Origin of the sequence: Bradyrhizobium sp. (genome assembly GCF_047605465.1) — a bacterium.
Lineage (GTDB): Bacteria > Pseudomonadota > Alphaproteobacteria > Rhizobiales > Xanthobacteraceae > Bradyrhizobium.
In genome coordinates this window covers 64701-82891 of sequence record NZ_JASGFS010000003.1, presented here as the reverse complement: position 1 = coordinate 82891, position 18191 = coordinate 64701, and the positions used below count along the sequence as shown (strand labels likewise).

The window sequence follows — 18191 nt, the reverse complement described above, 5'->3', positions numbered from 1 at the left end:
TCGTCGTCATACCCCGCGCAGGCGGAGTATCCAGTACGCCGCGGCGCCTGAAGCCAAGCCAGCGCTCCGGGATGCTGGATCGTCCGTCCCGGTGCGCGATCGCGCACAAGGCGGACGATGACAGCGGAGCAAGGCTTCCGGCACGAAATCCACTGGCGCCTAGAAGAACGCCTGGATGCCGGTGATCGCGCGTCCCAGGATCAGGGCGTGGACGTCGTGGGTGCCCTCGTAGGTGTTGACCGTCTCGAGGTTATGGACGTGGCGCATCACGTGATACTCGATCGAGATGCCGTTGCCGCCGTGCATGTCGCGCGCCTGGCGGGCGATGTCGAGAGCCTTGCCGCAATTGTTGCGCTTGACGATCGAGATCATCTCCGGGGCGAACTTGCCCTCGTCCATCAGACGACCGACGCGCAGCGAGGCCTGCAGGCCCAGCGCGATCTCGGTCTCCATGTCGGCCAGCTTCTTCTGCACGAGCTGGGTCGCGGCCAGCGGCTTGCCGAACTGCTTGCGGTCGAGCGTGTACTGGCGGGCGCGGTGCATGCAATCCTCGGCAGCGCCGAGCGCGCCCCAGGAGATGCCATAACGGGCACGGTTGAGACAGCCGAACGGACCCTTGAGCCCGGAGACGTTGGGGAGCAGCGCGCTTTCGGGAACCACGACGCCGTCCATCACGACCTCGCCGGTGATGGAAGCGCGAAGCGAGAGCTTGCCGCCGATCTTCGGGGCCGAGAGGCCCTTCATGCCCTTCTCCAGCACGAAGCCGCGAATCTGGTTGTCGTGTTCGGCCGATTTGGCCCAGACCACGAAGACATCGGCGATCGGCGCATTCGAGATCCACATCTTGCTGCCGGTCAGGCGATAGCCATCCGATACCTTCTCGGCCCGCGTCTTCATGCCGGCGGGATCGGAGCCGGCGTCGGGTTCGGTCAGGCCGAAACAGCCGACCCACTCGCCGCTGGCGAGCTTCGGCAGGTACTTCTTGCGCTGGTTCTCGTCGCCATAGGCGTAGATCGGATACATCACCAGCGAGGACTGCACCGAGTTCATCGAGCGATAGCCCGAATCCACCCGCTCGATCTCGCGCGCGACGAGCCCGTAGGCGACGTAGCTCGCATTGGCGCAGCCATACTCCTCAGGCAACGTGATGCCGATCAGGCCGAGCTCGCCCATCTCGTTGAAGATCTCGCGATCGGTCTTCTCTTCGAGATAGGCTTTTGCAACGCGCGGCAACAGCTTGTCCTGGGCGTAGGCACGGGCGGTATCGCGCACCATGCGTTCGTCTTCGGTGAGCTGTTCGTCGAGCAGGAACGGATCGTCCCACTGGAAAGAGGCCGCGGCCGGCTTGTCCTTGACCTGAGGGCGCACGCTCATGAAACGTCCTTTCGCGTCTGGTTCCGTCTAAGAATTGCCCGACAAATTAATGCGCTACGGCAACAAGTGCAATTGCATCCTGGCTTCGGTCATTCCGGGGCGCGCAATAGCACGTCCCGGAACGGCGATGCATGTCAGGCGTCGAGCTGCTCGTTCGCGACGATCTCGATGCCGAAACCGGACAGACCCTTGTAGTCGTGTACCGACGACGTGAGGTTTCGGATCGAGGTGACGCCGAGATCGCGCAGGATCTGCGCGCCGACACCGACCTCTCGCCACTGGCGGTTACGGTCGGCCTCTGTCGCCGACTCGTCCGCCAGCGGCGCCACGGGCACGCCGGCCGCGCCGTCGCGCAGATAAACCAGCACGCCACGACCGGATTTCTTGAAATGCTCGAGCACCGCCGCCATGCGCTTGTGGCCGGTGAAGGTATCCTTGACGATGTTCGGCTTGTGGAAGCGTGTCAGCACGTTCTTGCCGTCACCGACACCGTTGTAGACGAAGGCGACGTGGGCGATGGAGTCGAACGGCGAGCGATAGGCATAGCCCTGGAGCGGACCGATCGGGCTCTCGGTGACGAAGGTCGAGACCCGCTCGATCAGCTTCTCCCGCGCCTGGCGGTAGGAGATCATGTCGGCGATCGTGACATGCTTGAGCTTGTGCTGGGCGGCAAAGCGCGCGACCTGCTCGCCCTTCATCACGCTGCCGTCGTCGTTCATCAACTCGCTGATCACGCCGACCGGTGGAAGCCCGGACAGCCTGCAGAGGTCGACGGCGGCCTCGGTGTGGCCGGAGCGCAGCAACACGCCGCCATCCTTGGCGATCAGCGGAAAGATGTGGCCCGGCCGGGCAAAGTCGTTGGCCCCGACATTGGGATTGGCCAGCGCGCGGCAGCAGGAGGCCCGTTCGTCCGCCGAAATGCCGGTGCCGCCGTCGGGCTTGTAGTCGATCGAGACCGTGAAGGCGGTGGTGTGGGCGGAATCGTTGTGGGCGACCATCGGGTCGAGCCGCAGCCGGCGCGCGTCCTCGGTGGTGATCGGCGCACAGACGATGCCGGAGGTATGGCGAATGATGAACGCCATCTTCTCGGCGGTGCAGAGCGAGGCGGCGACGATGAGATCGCCCTCGCCCTCGCGGTCGTCGTCATCGGTCACGACGACGAGCTCACCACGGGCAAAGGCCTGCAAAACTTCCTGAACGGTATCGGGCATGTCCCAATCTCTCGGTTGTGGGCCGGAGGCTTAGCCGGACTCGGGGCCCCGCGCTAGTGTCCTGGATGCAGCCACATATGCCGGGAGGCAGGGCTGCCGGTCGCCGTCTCAGGCTTGCACCGAAGATACCGGCTCTGGAAGCGCGTCTCCGTAGGAGAAAACACCTCAGGGCAGCACTTCGCGCCGCTCGTTCAGTCTCACGTCGAGCTCCGCGCGCTTGTCCTCCAGAAGACCCGCCTGGGCCGCCTCGATCACCGTGAACAGCTCATGGGCATCGCTGACCCGGGTGACCGTGACATAGCTGGCGCCGGCCTCATAGAGCTCGCCGACGTCGGACAGGAGGTCGGCGGTGGCCACGATCAGGGCGTCCGGGTTGAGCGCGCGGACATGGCGGACCAGCTTTTCGTTGGTGGCGCCCTTGAGAAGCGAGTCCGGGACGCTGAGGATCACCATCTCGGACTTGCCGACCCCCGCATGAAGCAATGTGTCGACGTTGCTGATGTCGCCGTAGATCACGTGCAGGCCGCGCGAAAGCAGGGTCTGGTACACATTCGGATTGAAATCGACCACCGTGATCTGCTCCAGCAGCAGCGGGTTTTGCCGCTCGATCTCCGCCAGCAGCGCGCTCGCCGCACGGAAAAAGCCGAGGATGACGATACGGCGGGCCTCGCCATGGCCGCCCTCGTGCCCGTCCTCTGCGTGCGCCTGGGTATCGTCGAGGTCGCGAAGGCCGATCCGCTTCAATGGACCGATCGCCCAGCGCGTGATCTCGTCGCTGCGCGTCATCACGAAGGTCGAGACCACCGCCAGCACCACGAAGGCGAAGGAGGCGGCATTCGCGGTCTCGGGCGCGATGTGATTGTCAGCCACCCCGGTCTGGATCACCACGAGCGAGAACTCGGATATCTGCGCCAGGTTGATGGCCGGCAACAGGCTCGCGCGCAGGCCCTGCTTCATCAGATAGAGCGGCGTGAAGGTGGTGAGGACACGGCTCACGACGGTGAAGGCCGCGATCATCAGGGCCAGCCCGATCACGGAAAGGCCGGGCACGGGAATGATCATGCCGAGCGCGACGAAAAACAGCGTGATGAAGAAGTCGCGGAGCGTCGTGACCTTGGCCGTCACGTCGAGGGCATAGGGGAAGGTCGAGAGCGAAACACCGGCGATCAGGGCCCCCATTTCGCGCGACAGCGAGAGCTGCTCGGCGGTCTCAGCGACCAGGAAGCACCAGGCCAGCGCGCCGAGCAGGATCAATTCGGGGCGGCGGGCGATCTGGTGGAACAGCCGCGGGAGCACGTAGCGGCTGACCAGGAGCGCAGCGGCGACCAGCACCGCGACGCGGCCGATCGAGAGCAGGATGACGCTGATCTGCAGGTTGGCGAGGCTCGGCTGCACGGCCAGGAACAGGATGGCGAAGATGTCCTGGAGCACCAGCACGCCGAGCGTGATGCGGCCGGGCAGCGTATCGAGCTCGCGCTTCTCGTAGAGCACCTTGACGATGATGACGGTGCTGGAGAGAGCGCAGGCGACGCAGAGATAGAGCGCATCGAAATGCCCACCACCCAGCGACAGGCCGAGGCCCGCGAAGAACAGGACTCCGAGCAGACAGCCGCCGAGAAGCTGGCCACCAGCCGCAAACAGGATCACCTTTCCCGCCCGCACGATCTTCTTCAGGTCGATCTCCAGCCCGATCATGAACAACATGAAAATCAGGCCGAGTTCGGAAATGACGCTGATCGATTCCTGCGACTTGACCCAGCCGGCGCCGAATGGACCTATGCAGAAGCCGGCGATAAGGTAGGCCAGGATCAAGGGTTGCCGGGAGAAATGGGCCAACAAGCCCAGCATCCAGGCAAAAAGAATGCAGAGAGTGATGTCGCGAATGAGTTCGTGCATACCAAACTGGTCCGTTTTGCCGCACCCTAGAGACGGAGTGCAGCGCGGCAAGCGAGCAATTCGTCACATGCAATTCGTGCTCGGATTGATAGCAATCGCGCTGGGTCCGCTGACGTCCGCGATCCCTGCGGCCGCGCAGCCCAAGGTGAATATCGACAAGCCAAATATCGAGCAGATTTTCGCCGATTCGCTCACCGCACTGCCAAAAGAGGAACTCGGCGTCTCCGGCGGGTTCTACGTGCCCGCCTATTCCAGCGTCGCGATGAGCCAGGGCAAGCTCCGCGTCGACTTCGCGGTGACGCTGAGCGTGCACAACGCCTCGGAAACACAGCCGCTGGTCGTCAAACGAATCGCCTATTTCGACACCGCAGGCAAGCAGGTTGAGAGCTATCTGAGGGCGCCGATCGCGCTAAAACCTCTCGCCAGCGTCTCGATCGTCATCCCGACCGACGACGTGCGCGGCGGCACCGGAGCCAATTTCATCGTCGACTGGGCTGCCACGGGCGAAATCGCCGAGCCGGCCGTCGAAGCCTTGATGGTTGGCGGCGTCGCCAATGCGCATTACGCTTTCATCAGCCAGGGCCGCCCGACCCGAACGGCCGGCAGGAAGTAAGGCTGGCGGGTGCTGCGCCTGCTGGCTCAACAAGAACAAAACGAGGAACGCTCCATGACGTCCAGCTTCGATTTCGCGCCCCTGTTTCCTGCAGGGCTGCCGGCCCCCTCTGCGCGCTGGACGGGCCTTGCCAAATACAGCTTCGTCGGCGGAAACAACGACTCGGAGCAGTTGCCGCTCGACAACTTGATCAAGGCGACCAACCAGGCCCTGGAGCGCGAGGGACGGACGCTCGCGACCTACGGGCTGGCCCATGGCCCGCAAGGCCATCTGCCCCTGCGCGAATTCCTGGTCACCAAGCTCAAGCGCGACGCCGGCATCAACTGCACCGTCGACGACCTCCTGATCGTCTCCGGCTCGCTCCAGGCGCTGGATCTCGTCAACAACACGCTTCTGACACGCGGCGATACCGTGATCGTCGAGCAGGAGACCTACCAGGGCTCACTGAACCGCCTGACGCGGCTCGGGGGCGAGGTGATCGGCATCCCCCTCGACGCGGACGGGATGCGCATGGACGTGCTGGCCACGACGCTGGCCGATCTCAAGAGCCGTGGCATCCGGCCGAAATACATCTACACCATCCCCACCGTGCAGAACCCCACCGGCAGCATCATGCCGGAGAGCCGCCGCACCGAGCTGCTGCGGCTGTCGGCCGAGTACGGCGTGCCGATCTTCGAGGACGATTGCTATGCCGACCTCATATGGTCGGGCGAGCGGCCACCCGCCATTCATGCGATGAGCCCGAACGGCGGCGTCATCCATATCGGGTCGTTCTCGAAATCGATCGCACCGGCGCTGCGCGTCGGCTTCATCGTCGCGCCCTGGGATGTGATGTCGCGCATGCTGTCCCTGAAGACCGACGCCGGCTCCGGCGCGCTGGAGCAGATGACCCTCGCCGCTTATTGTCGGCCACATTTCGCGACCCACGTGCCGGCGCTGACGAAGGCCCTGCGTACCAAGCTCGACACGCTGATGGAGGCCCTGAACGAGCAGTTCGGGACGGCTGCCGAGTTCGAGGAGCCCAAGGGCGGCATCTTCCTCTGGGTGAAGCTCCCCGACCAGGTCGATACGCTGAAGCTCTATCAGGCCGCCCTCGCTGCCGGGGTCTCGATCAATCCAGGACCGGAATGGTCGACCAACAAGAACCATTCCAGCTCGCGGCTGCGGCTATGCTTTGCCAGCCCGTCGCACCAGCAGATCCGCGAGGGCGTCGCCGTGCTGGCGGACGTCTGCCGCAGGGAATTCGGCGTACCTGCCCGCAGTGCCAACGTGGATAAGGCGCGGGGCTGACGCCCTGGGCGTCGACGTGAAACCCCACGTTGACTTGGCCACTGGCCGACCTGGGCCGCTCCGACAGCATCAGGCAAGAGACGACAAGCCGTCCATGGCGGCGACCTCGATACGTCAGGCGGCCTGAGGCCGGCTGCCGTGAATTGCGGAAGCCAGCCGCAGCAGAAGCACGATCGAGACGTTGCCCTTCCCCGCCTCGATCTGGGCGATGTAGCGCTCCGAAATCCCCGACCTGCGGGCGAGCTCCCGGCGCGACAGCGCGCAGCCAGTGCGCGAAGACCGAAGCCGCTCACCCAGTTCGGCCAGGAACGCGGTCTCGGAGTAAGGCGGCGCAGGACATGCCCCCGGCATGACCTCGCCCGCGAAATCCATCACTTCGTTCAGCATCGATCTATCCACGATCACCCTCCGGAAGCCCCATCCTAGCGGACCGACGACGCCGTCTTCATTGACGCGGATCAAATTGGCGCGCGTCGGTGGACGGGCAGAATGGAGATGGTAGACTTCAGCCTCGATCGAGGTGGGACTTCTCCGAATATGATGCGTTGTTTGAGCCGCTGGACCACGGCCGCGCTGCTTTGGGCCGCGCTGATTTCCACGGCAAGCGCCGAGTCCCCCGGAACGACGATCGAACAATGGGGCCTGCTCGGCTCATGGGCTGTCGATTGCCGGCGACCGCCCGACCGCGACAAGGGCGCGGTGCTGACCTACGAGATCAGGGCGGACGGTCGCGCGATGTACAGTCGCGATTTCGGTGACGCGAGGGACGAGAACGAAGTCGTGTCCGCCACGGTGGATCCGGACGGGCTGCTCAATCTGATGGTGTTCTTCCCATCGCTGCATCAGACACGCGAATTCGGACTGCTGTTGCAGAAGGATGGTGGCCTGCGCGCGATCTACAATCGCAGCGAGCGCGGCGAACACACGATCAAGGACGGCAAGTACGTCCAGACCGGAGCGCCGACACCGGCGCAGCACCGCTGCGACTAGCGCAATCAATCCGCGGTGGTGACGTCACCTGACGCGCGACATGCCTTGCTGATCTGAACATCCATTCAGAATTCTCCCGCGGTTCCTCCGGAACGTTCGCACGAATGCGCTGTTTAAATTTGCATTCGATTGGAGGAGGACATCATGAAGAAGCTTGGTTATGTGGTCGCCGCTCTCGGTGCGCTCGCGGTTGCGGCGCCGACGCTGGCCAGTGCGGAGACGGTGGTGGTCAGGCACGACCATCACGGCCCGTACGGCGCCCGCGCCGAATTCCGCGAGCATCGCGATCACGGCTGGCATCGCGGCTGGCACCATCACGACCGGGTCGTCGTGATCAGGCACGGTCACCACCACTGGGACTAATGCGCAACGCAACAGGGAAATGGCCCCGAGAGGGGCCATTTCTTTGCGTCCTTGAAGGGCTCGTCGAGCCTAGTCCCACGCCGGCGCAAAGGCGGGATTGACGCAGCGCCTGTCCTTCGGCAGCGCCGCGATCTTCTTGCGATCGGCGTCGTCGAACGTGATTTTCAGTGCATCCAGATTGGCCTGCTGGCTCTCGCGCCGCGACGCCTTAGGAATTGCGGCAACGCCATTCTGGTCGAGCAGCCATTTCAGCGCCACCTGGGCCGCCGTGGCGTTATGCTTTGCTCCAATCTCGGCGAGCACGGGATCCGACGCGATGCGCCCCTGCGCCAGCGGACAATAGGCGACCAGCGGGATCGACTTGGCCGTGAGATAGGCCAGTACCTTCGATTGATCGAGCATCGCGTGATATTCGATCTGGTTGCAGGCGATCGGCGCCTTGATGTCCTCGACCACGGTCTTCAGCAGCGAGGTGGTGAAATTGGCGACGCCAATCGCGCGCGTGCGCCCGTCCTCCTTCAACCCCATCAACGTCTCGAACACCGCGCCCCAGTTCGCAGCCGGCGACGGCCAATGCACGAGATAAAGGTCGACATGGTCGAGCTTGAGTTTGTTCAGGCTGGTATCGAAGGCGCGGCGGATCGCGTCCGGCGCCAGGTTCTCGTGCCAGACCTTGGTCGTCACATGCAATTCGCTTCGCGGCACGCCTGCGGCGGCGAGCGCCGCACCGATCGGCTCCTCGTTGGCATACATCTCGGCGGTATCGATGTGTCGATAGCCGAGCGACAGCGCGCTTTCGACTGCCGACCGGCAGGCATCGCCCTGCAGACGGAAGGTGCCGAGGCCAAGCTTGGGCATGCTGATGCCCTGTGTCTTCAAATTGTCCATGAACCAGCTCCTGACGTATTTCGGCCCGCCAGATGCGCACGACGTTTGCCGCGTGGGCGAACTCTTCGAGGATGGAGAAGACGTGGCGGGAGCAGCTACTATAGCGCGGACCGCGCCGCGGGCCAATCAAGATCGGGATAGCCGCCTCACGAACGCCGCGCGACCTCGGTCGTCCCCGCCTGAGGCTGCGGCACGATGTCGACCGACCAGAGATCGCGGTTGTCGACATCTTTCAAGGTCACGGTCATGACACCCGTGCGGCCATCGATGTCGACACGTCCGAAAAACTGCAGGCCGAAACAGGGCGCCAGGTTCTCGCCTTGGGCCTCGCTGCAACCGTACTGGTACATCGCAACCGGACCGAAGGTGTTGTCGAGCTGGCCGGGGCCCCAGGTGCCGGCATGCAACGGGCCGGAGACGAACTCCCAGAACGGCTCGAAGCCCTGGAACTGCGCCCTGTTCGGATCGTAATGGTGCGCGGCCGTGTAGTGCATGTCTGCGGTGAGCCAGACAATGTTGCGCACCCCGGCCCGCTTGATGGACGCCAGCAGATCGGCGATCTCGTGCTCCCGCCGGTCCGGCGGCCCGTCGCCAAGCGCGACAGCATCGAGGCTGATCAGGCCGATCGGCAAATCGGCCGCGATCACCTTCCACGTGGCGCGCGACGCTGAGAGCTGACGCTTCAGCCAGGCGAGTTGCTCAGCGCCCAGGATCCATCCGCGATGGTCGCTGCCCTTGTTCCAGCTGTCGTCGCGATAGCTGCGCATGTCGATCATGAAGACGTCGAGCAGCGGGCCGTAGGCGATCTTGCGATAGACCCGCCCCTGCGTTGCGCCGAGATCGCGGATCGGCATGAAATCGAAGAAAGCACGGCGGGCGCGAGCGACCAGGCGCGGCGTGCCGTCGTCCTCATAACCGGCGTCGTCATAGCTGCCGGTGGGCGACCAGTCGTCAGTGACTTCGTGATCGTCCCATTGTGCGAACATCGGCACCTGCGCATGGAAGGCGCGGAAATTGTCGTCGAGATGGTTGTATTTGTAGTTGCCGCGAAACTGCGCCAGCGTGTGCGCGACCGCGGACTTCTCCTCCGTCACGATGTTGCGCCACGTCTCGCCGTTGGGAAGCTTCTGTTCGGACGGGATGGTGCAATCGGCATAGATGTGATCGCCCGAGTGGATGAAGAAGTCCGGGTTGTTGTCGAGCATGGTGCGGTAGCTGCGATACCCGCCACGTGCGGTGTCGATCCCCCAGCCCTGCCCCGCCGTATCGCCGGACCAGACGAACGAGATCGACCGGCCCGCCGCCGGCGCCGTACGGAAATGGCCGATGCGGCTCTCGCCGGCGATGCCGGTCGCGATGTCGTCAAAGCGCACGCGATAGAAAATGTCCTGCCCGGGCGGAAGGTCGTGCAACAGCAGTTTCGAAGTGAAATCGGTGTCCGGCAACGCATCGTTCGAGGCTGATGCGACGATCGTCCCGAAACTCTCGACGGTCGAGCACTCGACCCGCATTCGCGCGGGCCTGTCGGCGCGCGCCCAGATCACGGCGGAGTCACCCGAGACGTCACCGGACTGAATGCCGGCTGCGATCTGCGGACGATCCGCGGCGCGGCTGATGGAGGGCTTTGCGAGCGAGGCGATGGCGAGGCTCGAGGCAGAGCGGACCAGGAACTGCCGCCGGGTCCATGCGCGCTGCGCGCGGAGCGATGCCATTCAGGAAACCTTCCGTCGAATCGCGACGGAAAGTGCCTGCGCTCCTTGACTCCCGGCTTACGGTTTTTTGACTCTGCGCCTACGATTTTACGACGCAGGGATGACGGCCTTGAACAGCACCGGCGCAACAACGATGGGGGGAGCTGCCATGCCCCGCAAATGGCGGGAGGTGCGATGGCCCCGCCGGGCCCTAGTGTCGCCAGTTGCAGATACCGCCAGTGCGGCAAGGCCAGGTCTGGATACGGGTGTCCTGCGCCTGCGCGTCCAATGGATTGCCGCGGCGATGCGCAAGCTTCGTGCGCGCGCCACCACGAGATTGGGCACGCTTCGTCTCCGCGACCTTCGGTTCGGTCGCATGGACGCGTTCGGCCGCGACCTTCTTCGGCACGTCCATCGGTTCGGCACGAGCCTGCGCTTCGTTGCCGCCCTTCGCCTCCAGCGCCACCGGCGCGAATTGTGTTTCGGGTCCAAGCCGCTTCGGGGACAGGACCGCCTTGGAAAGATCGAGACCGAGATAGTCGTCGGGCTTGTAGTCGTCGGCGCGCGCGACGTTGCCCCATGCGAGCACGAGGGCAACGGCAACAGCCAATGGAACGCCTTTCAGGACCACGGACGCCTCCTGAAATGTTTAATTGAGAGGTAATTTACCCCTATTTAGGAGGCGTCACGCGTAATTCCAGCAGCCAATTGCCGCCGTGGTTAAGAACTTTGACGGTGTCAGGCGACCTTGCGTGGCGCTCCCGTCCCCTCCAGGAGCCCCATCAGACGGCTGCGGATGATCTGTTCCGCCTCGGCCATGATCCTGTCGACGAGTTCCTTGCAGGAGGGGACGTCGTGGATGAGGCCGGCGACCATGCCGCAACTCCACGCGCCGGCGTCCATCTGCCCGTCCAGCATGATCCTGGGATAGACGCCCGCGACCTGATCGTGGATGTCGTCGATCTTGAGCTTGTCACCCTTCTCGCGCTCGATCTCGAGCAGACGGTCGACATTGGCATTCTTCAGCACCCGCTCGGTGTTGCGCAGGCTCCGCATGATCAGGCGCGTGTCGAGTTCGGTCGCGGCGACCAGCGCGTTCTTCACATTCTGGTGCACCGGCGCTTCCTTGGTGGCGATGAAGCGTGTGCCCATGTTCATGCCGGCCGCGCCGAGCGACAGCGCCGCGACCAGGCTGCGTCCGTCGGCCATGCCGCCGGACGCGACGAACGGAATCTTCAACTCCTCGGCCGCGCGCGGCAGCAGGATCATGTTGGGAATGTCATCTTCGCCGGGATGGCCGCCGCACTCGAAACCGTCGACGCTGACGGCATCGCAACCGATCCGCTCGGCCTTGAGGGAGTGGCGAACCGAGGTGCATTTGTGGATGACCTTGATGCCGGCCGCCTTCAGCGCGGGCATGTATTGTTCGGGGCTGCGGCCCGCCGTCTCCACGGCCTTGATGCCCCCTTCGACGATCGCGGCGATGTACTCCGGATAGGGCGGCGCGGAAAAGGTCGGCAGGAAGGTGAGGTTCACGCCGAATGGCTTGTCGGTCATGTCCCGGCAGCGCGCGATTTCCTTCGCAAGCAATTCCGGCGTTTTCTGCGTGAGACCGGTGATGATGCCGAGCCCGCCGGCGTTGGAAACGGCGGCAGCCAGTTCGGCAAAGCCGACGAAATGCATGCCACCCTGGATGATGGGGTGCTCGATGCCGAACAGTTCGGTGATCGCGGTCTTCACGTAAGGGCCTCCCGGAGTTTGCTTGGTGTTTCGATCAGTCTAGCCGGACTTTTGCGCCGGGGTCACCATTTCTCTCCGAACGGCCGGATCTCCATCTCGAAGGTCCAGGCGCTCTTCGGCTGCTGGTAGAGCTGCCAATAGGCGTCGGCAACCGACGATGGCGGCATCAGGAGGTCTGGATTGTCGAGCGCATTCGGGCCCAGCGCTTCCAGCCGGCGCTGCCGGACCCACTCGGTGTCGACACCGGAATCGATGATGAGATGCGCGACATGAACGTTCTTGGGACCGAGCTCCCGCGCCATCGCCTGAGCAACGGCACGGAGGCCGAATTTGGCGCTGGCGAAGGCCGCGAAGCCGCTGCCACCCCGCAGGGAGGCGGTGGCACCGGTGAAGAAGATATTGCCCCCGCCATGCGGCAGCATCAGCCGTGCGGCTTCCCGGCCCGCGAGGAAGCCGGAATAGCAGGCCATCTCCCACACCTTCCGGAACACCCGCTCCGTCGTATCGAGGATGGGGAAATTGACGTTGGCGCCGACGTTGAAGATGCAGACATCGAGCGGAGCGCGCTTGTCGGCGTCGTTGAGGAAGGAGATGACCTCCTCCTCCTTTCGTGCATCGAGCGAGCGCGCGTGGATCTCGCCGCCGGCGGCCTCTATCTCCTTCACCAGCGGGGCCAGCTTGTCGCCGTTGCGTCGGCCGGCAAAGACCGTGAAACCTTCGGCGGCAAATTTCTTCGCGATCTCCGAACCGATGAAATCCCCGGCTCCGATGACGGCTGCTGTGGCGTTTCGCTTGGACAAGGTCGCCTCCTCCCGTAAGCCGCACCGCGGTCGATGCGGCGGGGCATGATTGAACAAAGGCTATAGTTCTAAAATAGAACTGTCAAATTCGAACACCGCCTGCTAATCTTAGATGTAAATTTCTCTGATTGTTCAAGTCAGTTCCTTTTTCAGACTTACGAGCTGGAGACCGCATCATGAAGTGGGACACGCTGGACGAGGAGCCCTGCTCGCTCTCCCGCACCGTTGCGGCCATCGGAGACCGCTGGACGCTGCTGATCCTGCGCGAATGCTTCCTGCGGGTACGCCGGTTCGAGGGCTTCCAGTCCTCGCTTCAGATCACGCGGCACCTGCTCTCCGAACGGCTGAAGAAGCTGGTCCGCTTCGGCATCCTGCGCCGCGTCCCCTATTCCGAGTCGCCGAAGCGCTACGAATACATCCTCACGCAGAAGGGGCTCGACCTCTATCCGATCATCATGGCGATGGTGCATTGGGGCGACACCCATATGGGCGACGAGCGTGGCCGCCCGCTGCTGCACGAGCACAAGAATTGCGGCAAGCTGTTCGATCCCGTGATGGTGTGCTCGGAATGCGGCGAAGTATTGCGCGCGAAACAGGTGCACGTGCATCCAGGGCCGGGACGAAAGGAAACGGCGACGGGGTAGAACCGCCGCATTCGACACCGTCCGTGCGCCGCAGGGCCGGCAATACGGGAAACACTCAATGCCCGCGTGCCGGCGCACTGAGGTCGATCGAACGAAGCATTGCGGCCGTGGGGATCATCAGCATCGCGACGATCGCCAGTGTCCAGAACACGTCGATATAGGCGAGAAAATCGACCTGTTGCTGCAAGGTCTTTCCGACCCAGGCGACCGCTTGCGACGCCGCGTCGGTCGCGTTCGAGCCTTGTGCCTGGAAATAGCGAGTCATCGCATCGATGGTCTGCTGATAACCGAGGTCGGATGGCGCCGTGTGCTCGATCAGCCGGCTCTGATGGAACTGCTGGCGCTGCGCCAGAACCGTCTGCGCCAGCGCCACCCCCATCGACCCGCCGATGTTGCGCGCGACATTGATCAGAGCGGAAGCCTGATTCGTCTTGTCCGGTGGCACGCCGTCATAGGATGCAGTGGTGACCGGCAGGAACAGGAAGGGAAGTCCGATTGCCAGGAACACGCGCGACATCGCCGCATAGCCGTAGGTGATATCGCCGGTGATCCCCGTCAGGTGCCACATCGACAATGCGACGACGGCCGCCCCGAACATGATGAGGTATTTCGGCTGGACCGTGCTGACGAGACGGCCGACCAGGGGCATCAGCACCAGCGTCGCAATGCCGCCGGGGGACAAGGCGAGGCCCGCCAGCAGCGCCGTGTAGTTCAGCTCGGTCTGAAGCAGTTGCGGCAGGAGCTGCGTCGTCGAGATCAGCACCGCTCCGGTCGCAAGCATGACCAGGAAGCAGGCACCGAATTGCCGGCGACCGAGCAGGCGCAGATCGACGATGGGTTCTTCGCGTGTCAACTCCCAGGGGATCAGCGCAAGGAGGGAGGCCGCCGCGAGCACGGCGAAGACGACGATCATGTTCGATCCGAACCAGTCGTTGCGCTGGCCCTCGTCGAGCACGAATTCGAGCGATCCGAGACCGATCGCCACAAGCAGGAAGCCGATGTAGTCGACGCGCAATCCTCTGCTCAGCAGCCTTCGGCGCTCTTCTTCCGCGCCTGATGGTTCCTTGACCAAGGTGCCCACCAGGAACAGCGAGATCATTCCCATCGGGACGTTGATCAGGAAGACCCAGTGCCACGAATAAGTGTCGGTAATCCAGCCGCCCAATGTCGGGCCGATCACCGGCGCGACCACGACGGCGACGCCGTAGATGGCAAACGCCTGGCCGCGCTTCTGCGGCGGAAAGGAGTCGGCGAGGATGGCCTGCTCGCTCGTCGCCATGCCGCCGCCGCCCAGTCCCTGCAGGATCCGGAACAACACCAGCGCCTCGAGGCTCCAGGCAAAGCCGCACAGCAGCGACGCGAAGGAGAAGATGCCTACGCATATCATGTAGAAGCGCTTGCGGCCGATCACGGTCGACAGCCAGCCCGAGATCGACAGGACGATGGCGTTGGCCACGAGATAACTGGTGATAACGTAGGTGCTCTCGTCGATGCCGACCGCCAATCCACCGGCGATGTGGCGCAGCGCGACATTGGCGATGGTCGTGTCGAGCACCTCCATGAAGGTGGCAATCGAGACGACAAAGGCGATCAGATAGGGATTGTGTCCGCCGGCTGCCGAACGCTCCGGCGACCAGCCTCCTGCCGACGCGCCACCCTGCGTGACATCCGTCATCGCACCCGGATCCAGGGCACGACAGACATGCCCGGCCCAACCGGCAGGTCGGCCGGCCAGTTGTCGACCACGATCTTCACGGGCACGCGCTGCACAACCTTGACGTAGTTGCCGGTGGCATTTTCCGCCGGCAGCAGGCTGAACGCCGTTCCCGAACCCGGCTGGACCGAATCCACATGACCGGTCAGCTTGCGCCCGGGATAGGCATCGATGCGGATATCGACCGGCTGGCCGGGACGCATGTCGTTGAGCTGCGTCTCCTTGTAGTTGGCGACGATCCAGACCTCGTCGGGCACGAACATCATCAGGCTCTGCCCTGCCGTGACGAAGGTCCCCTTGGAGCCGCTGAGCTTGACGACGCGCCCGGATTGCGCGGCGACGACGCTGGTGTACTGCAAATTGAGTTTGGCCTGATCGAGCTGCGCCTGTGACTGTTCGAGCTGCGCCCTGGCGCCTTCAAGTTGCGCCTGCAGCGTCTTGACGGTGACCTGGGCCGCGGTGACCGCAGTCTTGGCTCGCTCGGTGTTGGCCTGCTGCGCCTGAAGATCGGAGCGGGTCTGCTGCTGGCGCTGCACCGTGCCGGCGCCCTTCTCCACGAGATCCTGGGCGCGCGCGAACTCCTCCTGGGAGAACTGGAGCTGGGCCTGAGCCTGTTCGAGTTGTGCCTGCGCCTGCTTGATCTGTTCCTGCTGCGCATCGATCTGCGCCTCGACGTTGGCGATGTTGGCCTTCGAAACCGCAACTTGAGCCGTCGCCTGATCGACGGCGATTCGGTAATCGCGTTCGTCGATCCTGGCGAGAAGATCGCCCGCGGTGACGTGCTGGTTGTCAGTGACCGGAACATCCGTCACATAGCCGCCGACCTTCGAAGCCACGGAGAAGCTGCGCGCTGCGATGAAAGCATCGTCGGTGGATTCGTAATGGCGCACCTCGAGCCAATACAGCATCCCGGCGACGACCGCCGCGATCAGCACGACGGCGCCGACGGACGCGAGCAGCCGATGCTCGCGGAGCCGGTCACGCAGCGATGGAGCCCTCTTCGCCTTCTCGGACCGTTCTCCGGCGTCAGGAGACGTCGTGGGAGTTTCCTTCCGTGGAACGTCCTTCGCCCGTTGCGGCTGCTCCGCTGACGGATCGCGCCCACGTGTCTGAGCATCCACGGTGAACACCTTTCTCGGGATTGTGCCGGCGGCAAGACAGTCAACGCCGGGCCTGCACGCCGAGCCTAACCGCAGCGTCGAAGCATGGTTCCGGCCGCAGCCTGCAGTACCCTCATTCCTGCACGCAATGCTCATAAAATAAGCGCGACACATGTGGTGTCGCGCTTGTCTTGAGGTGATCTTCGTGAGCGCAGTTCAGTGCGTCTTCGTCTCGTGCCATGTCTCGAGATCCGGCTTTGCCTCGCCCGACGTCTGCTCCTTCTCGGCATTGCCCTTCCAGGGCTTGACGGTCTGCGCGTGCAAACCCCAATCGTTCTGATGCCGGGGATCGTCGGTAGGCTGCTCCTTGTTCATAGGACCTCCCTCTGCAACTCCTATACGAAGGGGACGCCATAGTAGGCGTTGACGCCCCGCATGGCGGCATCATCGCCCCAATTCCAATCGGTCCGCTCGCTGTATTTGGGGGCCCCCTCGAGCGCCTTGGCGGTGATGCCCGTGATATAGCCACCGAGCTCGGTGTCGTACTTCAGCGATTGCCAGGGCAACGGATAATGGTCGTTGCCGAGCCCCAAAAATCCGCCGAAGCCGAGGACGGCATAAGAGACTTTGCCACTGACCTTGTCGATCATCACGCGTTCGATCGAACCGATACGATTGCGATCGGTGCCGTAGACCGACGTTCCCTCGACCTTGTCACTGCCGATCAGCCGGCCCATTTCAGACCGGTCCAACTCGCCTTGATTTAGCATCTCAATTCTCCACTCAGCCATTGCCGGGACCAACCGGATTTGGAAGCTATCGTTCCAAGATGGAGCGCTCGATCCATTCGCCGAAGACCCATGGCGCGGAAGAGACTTGGCCGGAGACACACGCTGACGCGTGTTCGGCGCGCTGAGTGCCTCCCGCGCGACGTCGTAACCGCACGCTCGCTGGCGCGGGTCGCGCCTGCTTACGCACTGGACGAGCACTGCTGCGGGGCTACCGGTCTCGGGCTCAGCGCCGTGGGCATTTTCACGACCTCGCAAGCGGGCCGCCGCCAGCCTTGGCGACTGCGATCAGCGAGGGACCGCATCGGCTGCGCGTAGCATCAGGAAATCGTACATCTCGGCAGCGGTCTGAAGCTGCTCGATACGTGCGACCACGGAATCGTACCTATCGCCATTGGGCAGATCCGACAGTTCTTTCTCCAGTCGCGACCGCTGCGCGTCGAGACGTTGCTCGAATGTATGTGGCTCAGAACGTTTCCTCATCGCGTGTCCTTGGGGGTTGGAGGCCGGGACTATTGGCCCATCGCTCCACTTGCTCGATGACCTTCTGGTGGCTCGGGCGCAGCGGCTTCGGTGCTTCAGGCTCCTGTGACAGTTCGCGGGGCAACCTGACTTTTTCGGCCATGGCTAATCTCCCTTTCACAAAGAGAATGCGCCATCGCGCGATTCGTTTCAACCTAACTTATTGATTTTATTGATTATTTTTACTCATTTGAGGACTTTCCCGACTCTTATGGAACTCCCGCCAAGTTCGTTTGTTGAGTAAACTACTCAAACTGCTCAATTTGCGTGACAGACATGAACGACCTCCGCGCAGAGCGCCTTCAAGTCATGCTCTCACCGGAAGAGCTGGCTGCAGTTGACGACTTTCGTTTCAAGCACCGCATGCCGACGCGCGCAGCGGCAGTGCGCGAATTGCTGAAGCTCGGACTTGCCGCCGCGGGCATCGATGCGGCGGCGGGAGTCAAGTCGAGCGATTTCGGCGTGTTCGGTCGCGGGCCGACCGGTCATACGCAAGGCGAAGATGATCCGGATCCCAACGGTTGATCGCCAAATGCGAACTTAAAACCATCCGAACCATAAGGCCCC

At 63.5% G+C, this 18191-nt stretch carries 20 protein-coding genes; 6 read left to right on the top strand and 14 right to left on the bottom strand.

Going from position 1 to position 18191, the window contains the following annotated elements:
• Nucleotides 1-159: 159 nt before the first annotated feature.
• The 3 genes from QM712_RS04115 to QM712_RS04105 form a co-directional block, all read right to left on the bottom strand.
• Nucleotides 160-1374, bottom strand: coding sequence for an acyl-CoA dehydrogenase (locus QM712_RS04115; protein WP_415021771.1), 1215 nt, complete (start codon nt 1372-1374; stop codon nt 160-162).
• A gap of 134 nt (nt 1375-1508) precedes the next feature.
• Nucleotides 1509-2585, bottom strand: coding sequence for a 3,4-dihydroxy-2-butanone-4-phosphate synthase (gene ribB / locus QM712_RS04110; protein WP_415021770.1), 1077 nt, complete (start codon nt 2583-2585; stop codon nt 1509-1511).
• A 165-nt stretch (nt 2586-2750) separates the two neighbouring features.
• Entirely contained in the window at nt 2751-4481 is a 1731-nt protein-coding gene (locus QM712_RS04105; protein WP_415021769.1) for a cation:proton antiporter, read from the bottom strand.
• 67 nt (nt 4482-4548) lie between these two features.
• Here QM712_RS04105 and QM712_RS04100 point away from each other — a divergent pair, with 67 nt between their 5' ends.
• Nucleotides 4549-5094, top strand: a complete 546-nt coding sequence (locus QM712_RS04100; protein WP_415022038.1) for a DUF3124 domain-containing protein — start codon at nt 4549-4551, stop codon at nt 5092-5094.
• 54 nt (nt 5095-5148) lie between these two features.
• Nucleotides 5149-6384: a PLP-dependent aminotransferase family protein gene (locus tag QM712_RS04095; RefSeq protein WP_415021768.1), complete on the top strand. Its 1236-nt coding sequence runs from the start codon at nt 5149-5151 to the stop codon at nt 6382-6384.
• Between the two features lie 114 nt (nt 6385-6498).
• On the opposite strand, the gene QM712_RS04090 is transcribed toward QM712_RS04095, so the two are convergent.
• Entirely contained in the window at nt 6499-6771 is a 273-nt protein-coding gene (locus tag QM712_RS04090) for a helix-turn-helix domain-containing protein (RefSeq protein WP_415021767.1), read from the bottom strand.
• Nucleotides 6772-6921: 150 nt separating this feature from the next.
• On the opposite strand from QM712_RS04090, the gene QM712_RS04085 reads away from it, so the two are divergent.
• The gene (locus tag QM712_RS04085; RefSeq protein ID WP_415021766.1) at nt 6922-7374 is read left to right on the top strand and encodes a hypothetical protein; all 453 of its coding nucleotides are present in this window, start codon (nt 6922-6924) and stop codon (nt 7372-7374) included.
• A 144-nt stretch (nt 7375-7518) separates the two neighbouring features.
• Nucleotides 7519-7737 (top strand): hypothetical protein, encoded by a 219-nt coding sequence (locus tag QM712_RS04080; protein ID WP_415021765.1) that lies wholly within the window; start codon nt 7519-7521, stop codon nt 7735-7737.
• Nucleotides 7738-7806: 69 nt separating this feature from the next.
• On the opposite strand, the gene QM712_RS04075 is transcribed toward QM712_RS04080, so the two are convergent.
• The 5 genes from QM712_RS04075 to QM712_RS04055 form a co-directional block, all read right to left on the bottom strand.
• On the bottom strand, nt 7807-8625 hold the full coding sequence (locus QM712_RS04075) for an aldo/keto reductase (RefSeq protein ID WP_415021764.1): 819 nt from the start codon (nt 8623-8625) through the stop codon (nt 7807-7809).
• A gap of 146 nt (nt 8626-8771) precedes the next feature.
• Entirely contained in the window at nt 8772-10337 is a 1566-nt protein-coding gene (locus tag QM712_RS04070; RefSeq protein WP_415021763.1) for an alkaline phosphatase D family protein, read from the bottom strand.
• Between the two features lie 190 nt (nt 10338-10527).
• Nucleotides 10528-10947 carry a hypothetical protein gene (locus tag QM712_RS04065; RefSeq protein ID WP_415021762.1) on the bottom strand — a complete coding sequence of 140 codons (420 nt, stop codon included), beginning with the start codon at nt 10945-10947 and terminating at the stop codon, nt 10528-10530.
• A gap of 107 nt (nt 10948-11054) precedes the next feature.
• Entirely contained in the window at nt 11055-12056 is a 1002-nt protein-coding gene (locus tag QM712_RS04060; protein WP_415021761.1) for an NAD(P)H-dependent flavin oxidoreductase, read from the bottom strand.
• Nucleotides 12057-12118: 62 nt separating this feature from the next.
• Nucleotides 12119-12856 carry an SDR family oxidoreductase gene (locus QM712_RS04055; protein ID WP_415021760.1) on the bottom strand — a complete coding sequence of 246 codons (738 nt, stop codon included), beginning with the start codon at nt 12854-12856 and terminating at the stop codon, nt 12119-12121.
• A 176-nt stretch (nt 12857-13032) separates the two neighbouring features.
• Between QM712_RS04055 and QM712_RS04050 the strand changes: the two genes are divergently transcribed.
• Nucleotides 13033-13500 carry a winged helix-turn-helix transcriptional regulator gene (locus tag QM712_RS04050; RefSeq protein WP_415021759.1) on the top strand — a complete coding sequence of 156 codons (468 nt, stop codon included), beginning with the start codon at nt 13033-13035 and terminating at the stop codon, nt 13498-13500.
• A 55-nt stretch (nt 13501-13555) separates the two neighbouring features.
• Here QM712_RS04050 and QM712_RS04045 read toward each other — a convergent pair whose 3' ends face one another.
• The 5 genes from QM712_RS04045 to QM712_RS04025 form a co-directional block, all read right to left on the bottom strand.
• Nucleotides 13556-15175, bottom strand: a complete 1620-nt coding sequence (locus QM712_RS04045; RefSeq protein ID WP_415021758.1) for a DHA2 family efflux MFS transporter permease subunit — start codon at nt 15173-15175, stop codon at nt 13556-13558.
• A complete protein-coding gene (locus QM712_RS04040) occupies nt 15172-16335 on the bottom strand; it encodes an HlyD family secretion protein (protein WP_415021757.1) in 1164 nt (387 codons plus the stop codon). The genes QM712_RS04045 and QM712_RS04040 overlap by 4 nt, the downstream gene beginning before the upstream one ends.
• A 195-nt stretch (nt 16336-16530) precedes the next feature.
• Nucleotides 16531-16689, bottom strand: coding sequence for a hypothetical protein (locus QM712_RS04035; protein ID WP_415021756.1), 159 nt, complete (start codon nt 16687-16689; stop codon nt 16531-16533).
• 20 nt (nt 16690-16709) lie between these two features.
• Complete coding sequence (locus QM712_RS04030) at nt 16710-17084, bottom strand: PRC-barrel domain-containing protein (RefSeq protein WP_415021755.1); 375 nt, start codon at nt 17082-17084, stop codon at nt 16710-16712.
• A gap of 306 nt (nt 17085-17390) precedes the next feature.
• Entirely contained in the window at nt 17391-17585 is a 195-nt protein-coding gene (locus QM712_RS04025; protein WP_415021754.1) for a hypothetical protein, read from the bottom strand.
• A gap of 315 nt (nt 17586-17900) precedes the next feature.
• Here QM712_RS04025 and QM712_RS04020 point away from each other — a divergent pair, with 315 nt between their 5' ends.
• Nucleotides 17901-18149: a hypothetical protein gene (locus tag QM712_RS04020; protein ID WP_415021753.1), complete on the top strand. Its 249-nt coding sequence runs from the start codon at nt 17901-17903 to the stop codon at nt 18147-18149.
• Nucleotides 18150-18191: the final 42 nt, after the last annotated feature.

Coding starts and splice junctions, on each gene's coding strand:
- QM712_RS04090 (WP_415021767.1), bottom strand. CDS start 6,771: ATGCTGAACGAAGTGATGGATTTCGCGGGCGAGGTCATGCCGGGGGCA.
- QM712_RS04070 (WP_415021763.1), bottom strand. CDS start 10,337: ATGGCATCGCTCCGCGCGCAGCGCGCATGGACCCGGCGGCAGTTCCTG.
- QM712_RS04030 (WP_415021755.1), bottom strand. CDS start 17,084: ATGCTAAATCAAGGCGAGTTGGACCGGTCTGAAATGGGCCGGCTGATC.
- QM712_RS04050 (WP_415021759.1), top strand. CDS start 13,033: ATGAAGTGGGACACGCTGGACGAGGAGCCCTGCTCGCTCTCCCGCACC.
- QM712_RS04045 (WP_415021758.1), bottom strand. CDS start 15,175: ATGACGGATGTCACGCAGGGTGGCGCGTCGGCAGGAGGCTGGTCGCCG.
- QM712_RS04075 (WP_415021764.1), bottom strand. CDS start 8,625: ATGGACAATTTGAAGACACAGGGCATCAGCATGCCCAAGCTTGGCCTC.
- QM712_RS04100 (WP_415022038.1), top strand. CDS start 4,549: ATGCAATTCGTGCTCGGATTGATAGCAATCGCGCTGGGTCCGCTGACG.
- ribB (WP_415021770.1), bottom strand. CDS start 2,585: ATGCCCGATACCGTTCAGGAAGTTTTGCAGGCCTTTGCCCGTGGTGAG.
- QM712_RS04035 (WP_415021756.1), bottom strand. CDS start 16,689: ATGAACAAGGAGCAGCCTACCGACGATCCCCGGCATCAGAACGATTGG.
- QM712_RS04020 (WP_415021753.1), top strand. CDS start 17,901: ATGAACGACCTCCGCGCAGAGCGCCTTCAAGTCATGCTCTCACCGGAA.
- QM712_RS04105 (WP_415021769.1), bottom strand. CDS start 4,481: ATGCACGAACTCATTCGCGACATCACTCTCTGCATTCTTTTTGCCTGG.
- QM712_RS04080 (WP_415021765.1), top strand. CDS start 7,519: ATGAAGAAGCTTGGTTATGTGGTCGCCGCTCTCGGTGCGCTCGCGGTT.
- QM712_RS04095 (WP_415021768.1), top strand. CDS start 5,149: ATGACGTCCAGCTTCGATTTCGCGCCCCTGTTTCCTGCAGGGCTGCCG.
- QM712_RS04085 (WP_415021766.1), top strand. CDS start 6,922: ATGATGCGTTGTTTGAGCCGCTGGACCACGGCCGCGCTGCTTTGGGCC.
- QM712_RS04025 (WP_415021754.1), bottom strand. CDS start 17,585: ATGAGGAAACGTTCTGAGCCACATACATTCGAGCAACGTCTCGACGCG.
- QM712_RS04115 (WP_415021771.1), bottom strand. CDS start 1,374: ATGAGCGTGCGCCCTCAGGTCAAGGACAAGCCGGCCGCGGCCTCTTTC.